Here is a 17,172-nt window from a genome sequence, read left to right as displayed (position 1 = left end):
TTCAGATTGGTCTCTTCCGATCAGATCACAAAGAACTCACCCGCGCCGAAGCCTGCAAGGTTGGGGGCTATAGTGGCAAACTTGATGCCCGCCGCGCCGCCAACACCATCGGCATCGAAGTAAAGCGCGCCAGTGGCGGTGTTGTAGATGATGTGATCGGTCGCCAAAGCCGCCAGACCTGTCGTGTTGGCGGCATAGGCGCCGGCGGCCAGCGCACCGACACCAAGGCCGGTGAAGATTGCGCTGCTCAACTGGATGACGTCATCGACCACCGAGTAACCGCTGATCGCATCGACGTTTGTCGCACCCAATGCGGTGTCAAAGACGAAAGTATCCGCGCCCGTCCCCCCGATCAGAAGGTCATTTCCGGTCCCGCCATTCAACGTATCGGTCCCGTCCAGCCCGTTCAGCGTGTCATTCCCGCCAAGGCCAGACAGGATGTTCGTGCCATTGTTGCCGGTGATGGTCTGGGCGAGATTGTTGCCGGTCAGGTTGATCGCAGTCACGCCAGATGCCAAGGTGGTGGACAAGATCTCGATGTCGGCCGCAGCCGCCAGAACGTAGTTCACAGTGCTCAGAACCCGGTCCGCCGTACCGTTGCCTGCAGTCTCTATGACCACATCCGAGGCGCTGTCGACATAATACCAGTCGTCGCCTGTGCCACCGTAAAGCCTGTCATCGCCCGTGCCGCCATTCAGCGTGTCATTTCCGCCACCGCCATTCAGCGTGTCGTTCCCGCCAAGGCCCGACAGCACGTTGACCCCCTCGTTGCCGGCGATCGTTTGCGCCAGATTGTTGCCTGTCAGATTAATGGCGGTGACGCCCGATGCCAGTGTCGTACTCAGCGTTTCAATATCGGCGGTGGCGCTCAGCGTGTAGTCAACTGTGCTCAGAACCCGGTCGGCTGTGCCATTTCCTGCCGTTTCGATAACCTTGTCTAGGGCGCTATCGACGTAGTACCAGTCGTCCCCCGCCCCACCAATCATCGAGTCATCCCCGGTGCCGCCGTTCAGAGTGTCATTTCCATCCCAGCCGTTGATGGTATCAGCACCATCTCCGCCATAGAGCATGTTGACGCCGTTGTTGCCCGATATGGTTTGCGACAACGCGTTGCCCGTAAGGTTGATGGACGTCGTCCCGGATTGCTGCATAGTGGACAAGATCTCGATATCCGCTGCAGCCGCCAGAATGTAGGTGACCGTGCTCAGAACCCGGTCCACCGTGCCGTTGCCTGCCGTCTCGAAGACGCCGTCGGACGCGCTGTCGACGTAGTACCAATCGTCACCCGCGCCGCCATACATCTTGTCATCGCCTGTTCCACCGTTCAGCGAGTCGTTACCCCCACCGCCGATCAGTGTGTCGTTACCGCCAAGGCCGGAAAGCACGTTGACGCCCTCGTTGCCAGTGATCGTCTGAGCCAGATTGTTTCCGGTCAGATTGATCGCGGCGACGCCGGATGCCTGTGTTGTGCTCAATTGCTCGATATCGGCTGTGGCGCTCAGGGCGTAGTTGACCGTGGCCAAAACCCGGTCCGCTGTGCCATTGCCCGCTGTTTCGACGACCACGTCGGAATTGCTGTCCACATAATACCAGTCGTTGCCCGCCCCGCCATCGAGCGAGTCGATACCCGATCCGCCATTGAGCGTATCATCTCCGGCCCCGCCGATCAGCGTATCCGCCCCACCGTTCCCGTAGATCGAGTCGTTGCCGTCCCCGGCGTCCAGGATGTTGGCCACGCCGTTGCCGATCAGAATGTCATCGGACAGGCCGGTCTTGGTCACGTTTTCGATACCGACCAGAGACAGGTTGGCGGTGCCGAACAGCGAGGTATAGGTATAGGCCCCCAAGCTAAGGTCGAACTTCGTCGCGATATCCCAGTCGACCGTGACCGTATCAACCCCATTGCCGCCGTAGAAGTTGTCGTAGGCTTCACCGGATGTGTAGATCAGCAGATCGTTGCCATCCCCGCCATAAATGTCGTCTACGCCGCCGCCACCGTTCAGCGTGTCATCGCCGTTGCCGCCGCTGAGAGTGTTGTTGCTGTTGTCGCCGTGGATATTGTCGTTGAGGGTGGATCCAACAACATTCTCAACGCCTTGAATGACGAAGGGTCCGAAGCCGAGGCTGATGCCATCGTAGGTTCCGGCCAGCAGATCGACCGTGAAGCCCTGGCCCGAGGCGTTGCTGGTCAGGTCAAGCGTGTCAGTATCGGCGCCGCCATAGACGTTGTCGAACATCCCGGTGCCAGCGATGGTGAACAGGTCATTGCCCGCGCCGCCATAAAGGTTGTCCACATTGAAGCTGCCGTCGAGCGTGTCATTGCCGCCGTCACCATAAAGGTTGTCAGTGCTTGCGCCACCCGTCAGCAGATCGTTGCCATCGCCGCCATAGACCGTGGAGTTGCCCGGCGCACCGGACACGGTGTCGTCGCCCGCGCCCATCTTGATCACTTCAAAGCCGGAATACTGCTCGCCCCCGAAATTCGTCAGGCCCGTCGCGATGTTGAGGTTGGTCGATGCACTCCGCGCGGTCAGATCCACGGTATCCGTCCCGTTGCCGCCGAAGAAGTTCTGCAGCCCCGCCGCGCCCACCATCGTGTCATCGCCGTCGTTGCCATAGAACGAGTGGCCAAGGCCGTCCGAGATGATCAGGTCCGAGCCATTGTTGTCTTGGAAAATCTCGAAGCCAGAGAAGTGTTCTGTAAAGCTGCTGTATTGGGCGATACCGGTCACGAAGTTGAAAGAGACGCCTGCTGTGGTCCAGTTCGTCGTCCCGACAAAGCTGAGCGTGTCGATGTCGTTGCCGCCAAACCAGCTGTCGCCGGAGAAGGACGTATCACCGGCAAGGATCAGGTCGTTGCCATCGCCACCATAGACCGAGTCGATGCCCGCGCCGTCGTTGATCGTGTCGTCGCCAGCGCCACCATAAAGCTGGTTGCTCGCGTTATTGCCAAGAATGCTGTCGTTGCCGTCGCCGCCGACAACATTCTCGATCGAGACGAGGGCGATCTGGCCATCGCCCCCCTGATAGTTGAATGTGCCCGCCACAAGGTCAATGGTGGCCGAAACCCCGAACGTCGCTGAAATGTCGAAAGTGTCGCTGTCCGCCCCGCCATCAATCACCTCGCCTGGGCCACCGGTCCAGCCGTTGGCAATGGTGAACAAATCGTTGCCTGCCCCACCGTAGGACTGGTCGACCCCCGCGCCGCCGATGATCGTGTCGTCACCCGCACCACCATAGAGGGCGTTGTTGACAAAGTTCCCGATGATGCTGTCGTTGCCGCTGGTGCCGACAACATTTTCGATCGAGACAAATGAGATAACGGCCGCGCCGCCGGGGGTGTAGTTGAAGCTCCCTGCCACAAGGTCGATCACGCTCGTCGTGACCCCGACTGTCGCTGACGCGTCGAAAGTGTCACTGCCCGCTCCGCCGTTGAACACTTCGCCCACGCCGCCGGTCCAGCCATTGTGAATTTGGAAGGTGTCGTCGCCGCCATCGCCATAAAGTTGATCGGCACCTGCGCCACCGTCGATCGTGTCGTTGCCACCACCGCCATAGATGACATTGTCCGATGCATTGCCCGTGACCGAGTCATTGCCGTTGCCCATATAGGCGATTTCAAAGTTCACGTAGCTTTCGCCAAGGAACTGGGTGGCGCCGGTCGCCATGTTGAACTGGTAGTCACCGTTGAAGACGCGGTGGTCGATCACGTCGATGCCATTGCCGCCATCCATCGTCTCGTTGCCGAGGCCCGACAGGATGCTGTCGTTGCCATCGCCGCCGTAGACCTGATCGGCACCGGTAACGCTGCCGGGGTTGATCGTGTCATTGCCACTGCCGCCGTAGATCGTCTCGGCCGTACCGGACACACCGGTGACGGAGTCATCCCCGGAGGACATGAACACCACTTGGAAGTTGCTGAAGACCTCGCCGGCGTGGTTGGTCGCGCCAGTCCCCAGATCCAGCACATAGCTGCGGGTATCCATGACGATCAGGGTGTTGGTATCTGCCCCGCCGTCCGCCGTCTCGGCGCCGGTGCCAACAAAGATCGTGTCATTGCCTGCCGCGCCATAGACCTGATCAGAGTTGTTGACCGTTAAGCTGTCATAAGCCCACATGTAGTCGGCACCGCCGCCGCCATAAAGCGTGTCTTGCCCTGCGCCACCAGACATGAAGTCCGCGCCCGACCCGCTTGACAGATAGTCGGCCTGGTCGCCGCCGTACATCGAGTTGCCGCCGTTGCCGGCGTACAGCGTATCGGCCCCGGTGCCGCCATACTCCGTGTCGCCGCCACCGTAGCCGGACAGATAGTCGTTGCCCGCGTTCCCAGTCAGGACGTTGGCGGCTTCGTTGCCGAAAATGTTGTCATTGCCGCCCCCCGTCGTGGCGTTCTCGATCACGACACCGACGGCGATTGTCATGTTGTCGACCAGCCCACCCACGCTGGAGAACACCGCATGGGTCTGGCTTGCACTGTTGACGGTCAGGTCGATCGTCTGATTGACGTTGTAGTTAGAGAAGTCGACCGTATCGATCCCGCCGCCATCCACGATGGTGAAGGCGTTGGTCGCGGCATTGGCTGCCAGCGCGTTGAACGAGGCGCTGGTTGCGGCGCTGATGTTGGTGCCGACACCATAGATCGTATTGCCGGTGAAGGCATTGAACGTGCCGTAACCCTGCCAACTGTAAAGATCGTTCAGCGCAATCCAGTCCACCGCCATGGGCGTAACCAGCATGGCGTAGGAATCGTTCGAGAATTCTGTATTCTCGCCCTGGCTCCAATACGACATCATGGATTGCTGCCAGCTGTCGTTCGCCCAGATCGCCGAATTGGCATAAGTCGGGCTGCCGGAACCCGCGTTGTACAGGCCTTGGTGGCCCAGACCCAGCGCGTGGCCGATTTCATGCAGGAAGGTCTGGAAGGTGTACCCATCCGCGCCGCCAATATTCGACGTCCCGCTTTCCCAACCGGGCGCGACGTTGATGACGCCGTACTGGACCGCACCGCCTGAGCCGGAGTCCGTTTTCTCGCCTTCGTAGGCGTGCGCCGTGTCCGAGTCCTCGAAGAAGAAGTCCGCGCTTGCCGATTGCGTCTCGACAAAGTGGATTCCGGTCACGGCCTCGTAAAGCTTGAATGCCTCGCGCACCATGACCTGACGGGCGGCGGAAATCCCGTCGCTGTCAAATTCATTGCCGTAATCCGTTGCCTTTGCGCCTGACCAGCCCGTCACGTTGTAATAAAGCGTGCCACTGTTGGCCCAGCTTCCCGTGCTGGTCATGTTGAAGAAATGGCTCGACTGCCCGCGGTCGCTCCAGAACCCGGTTTCCAGATAGTTGGCCAAGGTTTGCAACGTGCCAGCGGCCCCGGGCGCCCCCAGACCGCCCCCCGGCGCAGAACCGGCAAAACTGACGGCGGCATCGCCCAGCGAGGCCACCCCCCCTGCCAGATGCAGATCGATGGTCAAAGCGTCGACATGCCCGGCCGCCCCGAGGTCTCCGCTCGCTTGTGGTGCGGTGAAACTGAAATCCTGCGCGTCACTGGCAGGTGCCAGGATATCTGTCGTTGACAGGATCCCTCCCGCCGCCAGGGGCTTGTTTTCGTCTTGCGTGGAAAGTGAAAGTTTTCCGCCGACCGAAAGATCGTCATTCGACGCATCAGTCACAGAGGAAAAACCGTTGAGACCTGCGGAACCATCATGTGCCATGGCATTCAATTCCCTGCATAATTATTTGTTGACCCAAAATCGTCGAGCCGATGTGGACCAAAACTATCCAAAGGGCGTGATTCCGGCAACTATCTACCATAATTTTGACACAAATTTAATTCGAATGCCCTAAAGAGCGTATTGTATACCTCTTCGGGTGGTAACGGGGGTGGGCCAATGGGCTACTTGGCGGCGATGGCCGTGTTGATTTCATTGACCTCTTGCATCGCAGCAATGCCTGATCCGATGCTGCGCGCCGTGGGCGATCCGCAGGGCAGGGATGTCAAACGCCCGGTTCTGGTGCCTGTCGATCAACCGCTGGGACCACCGGTTTCCCGGGCGCATAGTGCGGTTCTGGACCGCGCTTTGACCGCCAACAGCAATGCGGCGATCATCATGTTCCTTCTTAAGAACCCCGGTGATCCCTTCTCTGCAATGGCCCGCGAGAACCTGAAAGGGCGAACCATCCCCGACAGCGCCGCGCAGTTGCAAAAGGCTGCCGGGGTGGATGCGCCTTTGGTTGCGGCCTTTGATGCGGCGCGGCTCTCGGGGACCGATGCCGCCTGGGCGGAATTCCTGACCCGCTATGGCGACACGCCGCTGACCGCCGAGGTTGCGTTCTTCCGCTGACCGCCACACCTGCCGCATCTGGCCCGCTTTTAGCCTATGCCACCGCCTTGGGAAAGCCGCGAGGTAGCGCTGCGGCATGATCCTGATCAAGGTGATGCCCGACCGTGGTGCTAGGTTGCCCGCATGTCGCGCAGCCTTCGCGTTTCGGGCAAGGCATGACGGCCTTCAGGCCATCGGGTTGTTCAGGCCCCGGGACCGCAGCAGTAGGGGATGATCCATGTTGCAAGTCAGAATCCACGGCCGGGGCGGGCAGGGCGTCGTGACGGCCGCAGAGATGCTGTCGATTGCCGCCTTCGAACAGGGCCGGCACGCGCAGGCCTTCCCCAGCTTCGGGTCTGAACGCACCGGGGCACCGGTGGTCGCGTTCTGCCGGATGGATGACAAGCCGATCCGCTCTCGCGAGCCGATCAGTGCGCCCGATGCCCTGATCATTCAGGACGCTCATTTGCTGCATCAGGTTGACGTGTTTCAGGGGCTGAAATCGGACGGCCATGTGCTGATCAACTCTAACCGCACGGTCAGTGAACTGGGGATCGACGAGATCGCCGCCAAACTGCCGCCCGGCCGCATCATCACGGTGCCCGCCACCGACATCGCATTGAAACACCTTGGCCGCCCGCTGCCCAATGCCGTGCTGCTCGGGGCCTTTGCCGCGCAGACCGGCTTCATCACACTAGAGGCCGTGATCCACGCCATCCACGACAAGTTCAAAGGCGTTGTCGCCGACCGCAACGCGGCCGCCGCGACCGAGGCCTACGACCTTTTGACCGTGCAGGAGACGCTATGATTTCGCAAATGGAAGGCTCCCAGGCCGTGGCCCTTTCGGTCGCCCTTTGTCGCCCCGACGTGATCTGCGCCTACCCGATCTCGCCGCAAACCCACATCGTGGAAGGCCTTGGCGCCTTGGTCAAAGGCGGCACCCTGACGCCTTGCGAATTCCTCAACGTCGAAAGCGAATTTGCCGCGATGAGCGTGGCGATCGGCGCCTCCGCCACCGGCGCGCGCACCTACACAGCCACAGCCAGTCAGGGCCTCTTGTTCATGGTTGAGGCGATCTACAACGCTTCCGGCCTTGGCCTGCCCATCGTGATGACCGTCGCCAATCGTGCCATCGGGGCCCCCATCAACATCTGGAACGACCACTCCGACAGCATGAGCCAGCGCGACTGCGGCTGGCTGCAACTGTTTGCCGAAAGCAACCAGGAGGCGGTCGATCTCCACATTCAGGCCTTCCGTCTGGCCGAGGAACTGTCGATGCCCGTCATGGTCTGCATGGACGGCTTCATCCTGACCCATGCTTACGAACAGATCGACATCCCGACCCAAGCCCAGGTCGATGCCTTCCTTCCCCCCTACGAACCGCGCCAGGTGCTGGACCCTGCCGAGCCCGTCTCCATCGGCGCGATGGTTGGCCCGGAAGCCTTCATGGAAGTGCGCTACATCGCCCATGCCAAGCAGACCATGGCGCTGGACCTGATCCCCCGCATCGCCGCCGACTTCGCCAAGACCTTCGGCCGCGAATCCGGCGGCCTTCTGCGCAGCTACCGCTGCGAGGATGCCGATACCATCGTCGTGGCCCTCGGCTCTGTTGTGGGCACGCTGGAGGAAACCGTCGACGCCATGCGCGAGGCCGGCGTCAAGATCGGCGTCCTCTCGATCCGTTCCTACCGTCCTTTCCCGCTGGAGGCCGTGCGTCACGCCCTCAAAGGTGCGCATCGGGTGGTGGTGCTGGAGAAAAGCTTTTCCGTCGGCCTCGGCGGGGTTGTTTCAGCCGACGTCCGCATGGCGCTCGCAGGCCGTCTGCACATGCGCAACTATACGATCGTGGCGGGCCTTGGGGGCCGTCCCATCACCCAGACTTCGCTGACCCGCGCCCTTGCAGCGGCGGTTGATGGCACTCTGAAACCGCTCACCTTCCTCGACCTCAACGAAGAAGTGGTCAACCGTCACCTCGCCCGCGAAGCCGCCACGCGCCGTACCGGCCCGGTCGCCGAAAGCCTGCTGCGCATCATGTCGAAGAAAGCCGGAGGTGCATCGTGACGCAAGACATCAAGTTCTACCAGACCGGCACCTTCACCGTCGGCAACCGCCTGTTGGACCCTGACCAACGCTCGGTCCAATCCTCTATAGCCCGCGACAATTCCTTGACCTCAGGCCACCGCGCCTGCCAAGGCTGCGGTGAGGCGCTGGGCGCCCGCTATGCCGTTGACGCCGCCATGCGCGCCACCAACGGCCAGCTGATCGCCGCCAACGCCACCGGCTGCCTTGAGGTCTTCTCGACCCCCTATCCCGAAACCAGCTGGAAGCTGCCGTGGCTGCACAGCCTGTTCGGCAACGCCGCCGCAGTCGGTTCCGGCATCGCCGCCGCCTTGGCGGTGAAAGCAAGGAAGGCCGGCCTTGAACACTCGGCCACCCGAGTCATCGCCCAAGGTGGCGACGGCGGTACAACCGACATTGGCTTCGGCTGCCTGTCGGGCATGTTCGAGCGCAACGACGATGTGCTTTACATCTGCTACGACAACGAAGGCTACATGAACACCGGCGTGCAACGCTCCTCTGCCACCCCGCCCGGTGCCCGCACTGCCACAACCCAGCCTGTGGGCCCGAACCCCGGAGAGGAGTTCGGCAAGGGCAAGAACGTGCCCCTGATCGCTGTCGCCCATGAAATCCCCTATGTCGCCACCGCCACCGTGGCCGACTTGCGCGACCTTGAAGCCAAGGTCGAAAAGGCCATGACCTTCCGCGGCGCGCGCTACCTTCAGGTCTTCGTCCCCTGTCCCCTCGGCTGGGGTGCTGCAAGCTGCGACACGATCAAACTCGCCCGCCTTGCCCATGAAACCGGCATTTTCCCGCTGTTTGAGGCCGAACATGGCGAGATCACTTCTGTCCGCAAAATCCGCCGCCGCGCCCCGGTTGACGAATACCTGCGCCTGCAAAAGCGCTACGCCCACCTGTTCGGCAGCCATCCCCGCCCGGACATTGTCGCCAAGCTGCAAGCCATGGCCGACAAGAACATCAAGCGTTTCAATCTGTTGGAGGAAGGGGCATGACCATGAAAAAGCCCTTTGCCATCACCCTAGACCCCGGCTCATCCCTCGCGAACAAAACCGGCAGTTGGCGCACCGAACGGCCCGTCTATGTCGACCGCCTGCCGCCCTGCAACCACGAATGCCCGGCAGGTGAGGATATCCAAGGCTGGCTCTACCACGCCGAGGGTGGCAACTACGAGGCCGCCTGGCGCCACCTGACCCGTGATAACCCTTTCCCCGCCATCATGGGCCGCGTCTGCTATCACACCTGCGAAGGTGCGTGTAACCGCGCCAAACTGGACTCGGCGGTTGGGATCAACTCAGTCGAACGCTTCCTTGGCGATGAGGCGCTGAAGCAAGGCTGGGCCTTCATCCCGCCCGAAGGCAGCACGGGAAAGACCGTCGTCGTGGTCGGCTCCGGCCCCTCTGGCCTGTCCGCCGCCTATCACCTGCGCCGTCTGGGCCATGCCGTAACGGTCGTAGAGGCTGGCGACAAACCCGGCGGGATGATGCGCTGGGGCATCCCGCAATACCGCCTGCCGCGTGATGTGCTGGATGCCGAAGTGGCCCGCCTCGCCGCAATGGGCGTGACCTTCCGCTACAGCGAAAAGGTCACCGATATCGCCGCCACCATGGTGGACACCAAAGCCGACGCCGCCTTCCTCGCCATCGGTGCCCATATCGCCAAACGCGCCTATATCCCGGCGAAGGACACCTCGCGTATCCTCGATGCAGTATCGGTCCTGCGCAGCATGGAGGGCGAAGACAAACCGATGCTCGGCCGCCGCGTCGTCGTCTACGGCGGCGGCAACACCGCCATCGACGTCGCCCGCACCGCCCGCCGTCTGGGTGCCACCGACGCCATCATCGTCTACCGCCGCACCCGCGAAAAGATGCCCGCCCACGACTTCGAACTGGAAGAAGCTTTGGAGGAGGGCGTCAAGGTCAAGTGGCTGTCGACCATCACCAATGCCGAGGGTGGCACGCTGACCATCGAAAAGATGGTGCTTGATGCCGACGGCAAACCGCAACCGACCGGCGAGTTTGAAACCCTCGCCACCGACAGCCTCGTTCTGGCTTTGGGTCAGGACGTCGACATGTCCCTCCTCCAGACCATCCCCGGCCTGATGACCCAAGACGGCGTGGTGCAGGTTGACCCCGACACGATGATGACCGGCCATCCCGGCCTGTTCGCTGGCGGCGACATGGCCCCCGGCGAACGCAACGTCACCGTCGCCATTGGTCACGGCAAGAAAGCTGCCCGCAACATCGACGCATGGCTGCGCCAGACCAAGCCCGACGCCAAGCCGGACCCCAAGCTGGCCAGTTTTGACCGCCTCAACACCTGGTACTACACCGACGCGCCCAAGACGATGCGCCCGCAACTGGACCTCGCTCGCCGCACATCTTCGTTCGACGAGGTGCAGGGCGGCCTGACCGAGGCCACCGCCCTCTTCGAAGCCCGCCGCTGCCTGTCCTGCGGCAACTGCTTTGAATGTGACAACTGCTACGGCGTCTGCCCCGACAACGCGGTGATCAAACTCGGCCCCGGCAACCGCTTCGCCATCAACCTGGATTACTGCAAGGGCTGCGGCATCTGCGCCGCCGAATGCCCCTGCGGCGCCATCGAGATGGTGGCCGAAGAAAGCTGACCAGCAGCGCCCCCGATCCCAAAAGGCGGAGGGCAGCCATTAAGGCAGAACATGAAATACGCCAGACAGCGTTTTGATTTCACATTCAATTTTCAGAAGACCGTGGCAGCCCGTAGGGGAGTCGAACCCCTCTTACCTGGTTGAAAACCAGGTGTCCTAACCGATAGACGAACGGGCCACTGTCGGTGCTTGGCTCTCTAATCAAGCTGTTAGCCCTGTGCAAGAGGAAATTTGCGCAGAACCGAAATTGCCAGCGTCAAAGGCGCGGGTCGGGCCGGGACGGTTCAGGCCAGCGCCGCATCCTCCAGCCGCAGTTGTGGCTTGGCGCTGCCCTTCCAGTGGTTCAACTCCAGCCGGCCCGCCAGATGAAAGCGGCGGTGGCCGGGGTTTTCCAAGGCTGCCCCCAAAGGCGTGTCAAAGGCATTGAAGGCCACACCCTCGACCCGCGCGCCCTGCGCGTCGCCAAAGGACAGCCGCAGGTGGCTCTCGCCGATCCGGCGGGCAGAGATCATCTGATCTGCAAAGGCAAAACGCGGGGCAGGGGCTGCGGCGCCGAAGGGGCCGGCCTGCTCGATCTGTTCGATCAGGGCGGCATTGACCGCGGTCGGCATGAGCAAAGCGGAGATGTCCAGATCGCCGGCTCCTCCGGCCCCTGCGCCTTGCTTGGCCAGCAAAGCCTCCAGCCGTTCCATCGCGGGCAGAAGCTGGGCGCGGGTCAGGGTCAGGCCGGCCGCCATCTTGTGGCCGCCACCCTTCTCGATCAGGCCCTCGGCGGCAAGGCGTTGGATCGCAGCACCGAGATCGACGCCGCTGACGGATCGGCCCGAACCCTTGCCGATGTCGCCATCAAACCCGATCACCACGGCGGGTCGGTGCAGGGCCTCTTTCACCCGTGCCGCGACAATGCCAACGACGCCGGGATGCCAGCCTTCTTCCGCCGCCCAGGCCAAGGCACCATCCGGGCCATGGGCATCAACCTGCGCCAGGGCGAGTTCGCGCACGCGTGCCTCGATCTCACGCCGTTCGGTGTTCAGGGTGTCAAGGCGGGCCGCCAGTGCGATGGCCTCGGTCAGGTTGTCCGTTGCCAGAAGCCGGGCGCCCAGGTCGGCCTGCCCGATCCGGCCCCCGGCATTGATGCGGGGCCCAAGGACGAAGCCAAGCGCATAGGCCGAGGGCGCCTGATCCAGACGCGCCACGTCGGCCAAGGCGCGCAGGCCTACCCGGTCGCGGCGGGTCATCACCTTCAGTCCCTGCCGGACAAACGCCCGGTTGACGCCGATCAGGGGCGCCACATCGGCCACCGTCGCCAAGGCCACAAGGTCCAGCATGGCCATCAGGTCCGGCCCTTGCACACCCTTCGCGCGCAGCCGCCTGTTCACCTCGACCAGCAGCAGGAAGACGACCGAGGCCGCACACAGATGCGCCAGATCTCCGGTTTCGTCCTGCCGGTTCGGGTTCACCACGGCCAGCGCAGGGGGCAGGGTTTCGGCACCAAGGTGATGGTCCAGCACCACCACATCGCAGCCCGCCGCCGCAATCGGCTCATGCGAGAGTGTGCCGCAGTCGACGCACAGGATCAGGTCATGCGCAGCACCAAGGCCCGCCATGGCGGGGACGTTGGGGCCATAGCCCTCATCAATCCGGTCAGGGATATAGAGCGTCGGTGCCAGCCCGAAATGGCGCAGCCAGACCATCAGCAACGCGGCCGAGGATCCGCCGTCCACGTCATAATCGGCAAATACGGCGATGCGCTGGCGGCTTTCCACCGCGTGCACCAGCCGGTCGGCGGCCTTGGCCATATCGCGCAGCGACAAGGGATCGGGCAGCAGATCGCGCAGGGCGGGGGCAAGGAACGCCTCGGCCCCCTCAGGCGTCACCCCGCGTGCCACGAGGGTCTGGCAGAGGGCGGGCGGCAGACGGGTCAGTTGCGCCATGGCTTCGGCCAGACGCACCGCCTCGGCCGAGGGGCCGGACCAGCGGCGCGCGGTCAGCGAGGATTCGACGTGAAGAAATGTTTGGCGGGTCATGTCCGGGACATGCACCGCGCTGCGCCTCAGCACAAGCCTGCTGCTTGTCAGGGTGGTGGCGGCGTGGCAAAGTGTTGGGGTTACGTTCGACTTGCATTTTCCCAGCAGAGAGTTTTCCCATGGCAACCTATACCTATGGCTCCGGCCCGGACAACGTCACGGCCTCTGCGGCGGGGGACCAGCTGTTCGGCGGCGGCGGCGACGACACTTTGACGGCCATCGCGGGGGGTGACCAGCTTTACGGCGACACGGGCGATGACGTCCTGAACGGGGCCTCTGGCAATGATCTGCTCAGCGGCGGCGGTGATTCAGATGCCGTGCAGCACAATGTCATGAACGGATTTGGCGGAGATGACACGATCATCTCTGGCTCGATGGGGGATCAGGTCTTCGGCGGCGACGGCAATGATCAGGTGCAGATCACCGCCATGCGCACCGGGCAGGTGATCGACGGCGGCGCCGGAACCGATACGCTGATGCTGCTGGTGTTGCCGGTCTTTTCGGATCCGATCTTCATCCAGATGGGGTCGACCTTCCAGCCCACGGTGGGCGGGGTTGCCGGGGCCACCTACACCAATTTCGAAAACCTCTATGTGATCGGCGGCACCGGCACCAACCACATCATCGGCGGTGCGGGTGACGACACGATCATGAACTCGTACAACAACGTTGCCACCTTTCAGGGCGGATCGCTCAGCGGTGGCGACGGCACGGACGAGATCAGCTTTTACGGCCTGCCTGCCAGTGGCAGCGGCACCATGCAACTGAACGGCGGCAAGGGCGTCGACACGCTGGTCTGGGCCAATGGTCTGGCCAGTTTCGGCACGCTGGAGATTGATCTGGCGACAGGCACCATGACGGCCGACGGCACGGTCTTCGCCCATTTCACCGGGTTCGAGGCGTACAAGATCCAGACCTATCAGGGCGCAACCGGGGTCATCACCTATACCGGCGGCGCCGGGGCCGACACGCTGGACCTTTACGCCACCTCCAGCACAATTTCGACGGGCGGCGGGGATGACGTCATCAACCTGCGCAGCGGCCAGTCCGAAATCCACGCAGGTTTCGGCGACGACAAGATCTTTGTCGATTTCACCAACGCCACATCGCAGGTGCTGAACGGCGACGGCGGCAATGACCTGATCCAAAGCGGCAGCGGGCAGGAAAGCCTGTATGGCGGCACCGGCAGCGACACGCTGACCAGCTACAACGGCCGATCTCATCTGGATGGCGGGGCGGGCAACGATGTCCTCTACCTCAGCGCCAGCTCGTCTACCGCCGGCACCGGTCCGGCGCAGATCACCGGAGGCGCCGGTCGGGATGCGTTGACGCTGGAGTTTTCCGTCTATTCCGCGGCCTACACCGCCGACTTCTCCAAGGCGACGGTGGTGCTGGTCGATGGTACAAGGATCACCGCGGTCGAGGCGGTGACCTTCTCTTCCGGGTCGGGCAATGACAAGCTTACCGCCTCCAACGACGCGGCGGGATATACGGCCAACAGGCTGTTGGGCAACGGCGGCGACGACACCCTGCATGCCAACACCGCCGGAGCCAGTCTGGATGGCGGCGTGGGCAATGATCTGCTGGTGGGATCGGACGCGGCGGATTATCTGAATGGCAATCTGGGCAATGACGTGTTGCGCGGCGGGGCGGGCAATGACAGTCTGGTTGGCGGCTTTGGCAAGGATGTGATGACCGGAGGGCTGGGGGCCGATCATTTCCTTTACGTCTTCGGCACGCAATCCGGCAACAGCCCGGCCAGCCGCGATCTGATCACCGATTTCACGCAAGCCGATCATGACCGCATCGATCTGTCTGGTTGCGACGCCGATGCCAATGTCTCCAACGGAAAGACGCCGTTCACCTTCATCGGCGCGGCAGGCTTTCACAACGTCGCCGGAGAGTTGCGCTACCACAAGGTCGATCTGGCGGGCACCGCCCATGATGTGACGCTGATCACGGGCGATACCAACGGCGACGGCACGGCCGATTTCCAGATCGCGCTGAAGGGGCTGATTGCCCTGCACCTCAGCGACTTTCTGCTGGTTTAGGCCTTACTTGACCGGGCTGCGGTAGCTCATCCGCCGCACCGATCCGGTCTTGGACCGCATCAGGATGGTTTCCGTGGTGATGTAGCCGCGCTCGCGCTGGATGCCGTGCAGGATGGAGCCTTGCGTGACCCCGGTCGCCGCAAAGATCACATCGGCGCGCACCAGGTCGTCGCGGGTATAGACCCGGTCAAAGTTGGTGATGCCCGCTTTGCGCGCCCGGCCCCGTTCATCATCGTTGCGGAACAGTAGCTTGCCGTAAAACTGCCCGCCCATGCATTTCAGCGCCGCTGCCGCCAGAACGCCCTCGGGTGCGCCGCCGGACCCCATATACATGTCGATCCCCGTCACGTCCGGCTCAGCACAGTGCATGACACCCGCCACGTCGCCGTCGGTGATCAGCCGGATCGACGCGCCGGTGGAGCGCAACTCTTCGATCAGCGCCTCGTGGCGAGGGCGTTCAAGGACGCAAACCGTGATGTCATTGGTCGAAACCCCCTTGGCCGCCGCCAAGGCCGAGACGCGTTCCGAGGGCGACATGTTGAAGGTCACCGTGCCGGGCTTGAAGCCGGGGCCGATGGCAAGCTTGTCCATATAGACATCGGGCGCATGCAGCAGCGTGCCGCGCGGCGCCATGGCGATCACGGTCAGCGCGTTGGGCATGTCCTTGGCGGTCAGCGTGGTGCCTTCCAGCGGGTCAAGGGCAATATCCACCGCCGGGCCCTTGCCGGTGCCGACCTCTTCACCGATGAACAGCATCGGCGCCTCGTCCCGTTCGCCTTCGCCGATCACCACGACGCCGGCGATATCCAGCAGGTTCAGCTGATCGCGCATGGCGTTGACGGCGGCCTGATCCGCCGCCTTTTCATCCCCGCGCCCGATCAGATGCGCCGAAGCGAGTGCGGCCGCCTCGGAAACCCGGGCAAGGCCCAGCGACAGAAGGCGGTCCTGAAATTCGGTAACGTCAGCCATGGCAATATCCTTATGGGCGGGGACTTTAGCCCCGCTTAGCCGGGGATTGCAGGTCCGGCAAGGATGGTTGCGCTAACTCAGACTTCTTCGATGCGCAGCGCGACCGGAGCGCCCACGAGCACGCCGGTTCCGGCAAAACGCGCCACCGCATGGTCGATGTCATCGCGCGTCGCCTTGTGTGTCACGATCAGCACCGGGGCATTGGCGCCCTGATGGCCGTACTGCCGCATCTGGTCGATCGACACACCCGCCTCGCCCAGACAGGTGGCGATCTTGGCCAGCGCACCGGGTTTGTCCAACAGGGTCATCCGCAAATACCAAGCCGCGGGTGTCGCGGTCTTGGCAGCAATCGGCGTGGCCAAACTGGCCGCCGGTTGCCCGAAGGTCGCCAGCCGCGCGCCGCGCGCCAAGTCCATCACATCCGCCATCACCGCGCTCGCCGTGGGCCCTTCGCCCGCACCGGGACCGCGCAGCACGATCTGGCCGACGGCATCACCCTCCAGCACCACCATGTTGGTGCCGCCCTGCAATTGGCCCAAGGGGCTGTCGGCCGGCACCAGACAGGGCGTCATGCGTTGCTCCAACCCGCGCCCGGTCATTTGGGCCACACCCAGCAACTTGATGCGATAGCCCATGTCGGCGGCCAGATTGATGTCGTCGATCGAGATTGCCCCGATCCCCTCCAGCTCCACCGCGTCAAATGAGACCTTGGTGCCGAAGGCGATGGCCGACAGCAGGCTCAATTTGTGGCCGGCGTCGATGCCTCCGACGTCAAGGTTCGGGTCCGCCTCCAGATAACCCAGTTGCCGCGCCTCTTCGAAGACGGCCTCATAGGGCAGGCCCGCGTTCTGCATCCGGGTCAGGATGTAATTGCAGGTGCCGTTCATCACCCCCATGACGCGGCGTATCTGATTGGCCGCAAGCCCCTCGGTCAGCGCCTTGATCACCGGGATTCCGCCGGCGACAGCGGCTTCAAACCGGATCACCCGGCCCGCAGATTCGGCCGCCATGGCCAGAGCCTGCCCATGATGCGCCAAAAGCGCCTTGTTGGCCGTCACCACATCCTTGCCTGCGGCAATCGCCGCTTCGGTCGCCAGACGGGCCGGGCC

The 17,172-nt window shown here is 63.0% G+C and carries 10 protein-coding genes and 1 tRNA gene; 6 read left to right on the top strand and 5 right to left on the bottom strand.

The genetic code is table 11. The features are described from left to right. Positions 1-20: 20 nt before the first annotated feature. A complete protein-coding gene (locus AC1Y2B_RS19610; RefSeq protein WP_482254812.1) occupies positions 21-5,705 on the bottom strand; it encodes a M10 family metallopeptidase C-terminal domain-containing protein in 5,685 nt (1,894 codons plus the stop codon). Positions 5,706-5,882: 177 nt separating this feature from the next. Here AC1Y2B_RS19610 and AC1Y2B_RS19605 point away from each other — a divergent pair, with 177 nt between their 5' ends. From AC1Y2B_RS19605 to AC1Y2B_RS19585, 5 genes are all read left to right on the top strand, one after another. Continuing rightward, positions 5,883-6,335, top strand: a complete 453-nt coding sequence (locus tag AC1Y2B_RS19605; RefSeq protein ID WP_482254811.1) for a hypothetical protein — start codon at positions 5,883-5,885, stop codon at positions 6,333-6,335. A gap of 217 nt (positions 6,336-6,552) precedes the next feature. After that, complete coding sequence (locus AC1Y2B_RS19600; RefSeq protein WP_482254810.1) at positions 6,553-7,122, top strand: 2-oxoacid:acceptor oxidoreductase family protein; 570 nt, start codon at positions 6,553-6,555, stop codon at positions 7,120-7,122. Further along, complete coding sequence (locus tag AC1Y2B_RS19595) at positions 7,119-8,375, top strand: transketolase C-terminal domain-containing protein (RefSeq protein WP_482254809.1); 1,257 nt, start codon at positions 7,119-7,121, stop codon at positions 8,373-8,375. Before AC1Y2B_RS19600 ends, AC1Y2B_RS19595 begins: the two co-directional genes overlap by 4 nt. Continuing rightward, entirely contained in the window at positions 8,372-9,385 is a 1,014-nt protein-coding gene (locus AC1Y2B_RS19590; protein ID WP_482254808.1) for a thiamine pyrophosphate-dependent enzyme, read from the top strand. Before AC1Y2B_RS19595 ends, AC1Y2B_RS19590 begins: the two co-directional genes overlap by 4 nt. Continuing rightward, positions 9,382-11,016 (top strand): NAD(P)-binding protein, encoded by a 1,635-nt coding sequence (locus AC1Y2B_RS19585; RefSeq protein ID WP_482254807.1) that lies wholly within the window; start codon positions 9,382-9,384, stop codon positions 11,014-11,016. The genes AC1Y2B_RS19590 and AC1Y2B_RS19585 overlap by 4 nt, the downstream gene beginning before the upstream one ends. A 103-nt stretch (positions 11,017-11,119) precedes the next feature. Here the strand turns inward: AC1Y2B_RS19585 and AC1Y2B_RS19580 are convergent. Next, positions 11,120-11,194 (bottom strand) — tRNA-Glu (locus AC1Y2B_RS19580). A 106-nt stretch (positions 11,195-11,300) separates the two neighbouring features. Then, the gene (gene recJ / locus AC1Y2B_RS19575) at positions 11,301-13,043 is read right to left on the bottom strand and encodes a single-stranded-DNA-specific exonuclease RecJ (protein WP_482254806.1); all 1,743 of its coding nucleotides are present in this window, start codon (positions 13,041-13,043) and stop codon (positions 11,301-11,303) included. Between the two features lie 119 nt (positions 13,044-13,162). On the opposite strand from recJ, the gene AC1Y2B_RS19570 reads away from it, so the two are divergent. Beyond that, positions 13,163-15,094 carry a calcium-binding protein gene (locus tag AC1Y2B_RS19570; RefSeq protein WP_482254805.1) on the top strand — a complete coding sequence of 644 codons (1,932 nt, stop codon included), beginning with the start codon at positions 13,163-13,165 and terminating at the stop codon, positions 15,092-15,094. 3 nt (positions 15,095-15,097) lie between these two features. Here AC1Y2B_RS19570 and glpX read toward each other — a convergent pair whose 3' ends face one another. Together glpX and AC1Y2B_RS19560 are read right to left on the bottom strand one after the other, a co-directional pair. Continuing rightward, a complete protein-coding gene (gene glpX, locus AC1Y2B_RS19565; protein WP_482254804.1) occupies positions 15,098-16,063 on the bottom strand; it encodes a class II fructose-bisphosphatase in 966 nt (321 codons plus the stop codon). A gap of 77 nt (positions 16,064-16,140) precedes the next feature. Beyond that, on the bottom strand, positions 16,141-17,172 hold a 1,032-nt coding region (locus AC1Y2B_RS19560), incomplete at its 5' end, for a homoserine dehydrogenase (RefSeq protein WP_482254803.1).

The sequence above is a fragment of the Stagnihabitans sp. genome (assembly GCF_964946895.1).
Note: the sequence above shows the minus strand (reverse complement) of the source record. Positions and strands in the feature narration are given on the sequence as shown.

What these genes read in the sequence shown, in the direction of transcription:
- AC1Y2B_RS19595 (WP_482254809.1), top strand. Translation starts at nt 7,119, where the DNA reads ATGATTTCGCAAATGGAAGGCTCCCAGGCCGTGGCCCTTTCGGTCGCC.
- recJ (WP_482254806.1), bottom strand. Translation starts at nt 13,043, where the DNA reads ATGACCCGCCAAACATTTCTTCACGTCGAATCCTCGCTGACCGCGCGC.
- AC1Y2B_RS19605 (WP_482254811.1), top strand. Translation starts at nt 5,883, where the DNA reads ATGGGCTACTTGGCGGCGATGGCCGTGTTGATTTCATTGACCTCTTGC.
- glpX (WP_482254804.1), bottom strand. Translation starts at nt 16,063, where the DNA reads ATGGCTGACGTTACCGAATTTCAGGACCGCCTTCTGTCGCTGGGCCTT.
- AC1Y2B_RS19610 (WP_482254812.1), bottom strand. Translation starts at nt 5,705, where the DNA reads ATGGCACATGATGGTTCCGCAGGTCTCAACGGTTTTTCCTCTGTGACT.
- AC1Y2B_RS19600 (WP_482254810.1), top strand. Translation starts at nt 6,553, where the DNA reads ATGTTGCAAGTCAGAATCCACGGCCGGGGCGGGCAGGGCGTCGTGACG.
- AC1Y2B_RS19570 (WP_482254805.1), top strand. Translation starts at nt 13,163, where the DNA reads ATGGCAACCTATACCTATGGCTCCGGCCCGGACAACGTCACGGCCTCT.
- AC1Y2B_RS19585 (WP_482254807.1), top strand. Translation starts at nt 9,382, where the DNA reads ATGACCATGAAAAAGCCCTTTGCCATCACCCTAGACCCCGGCTCATCC.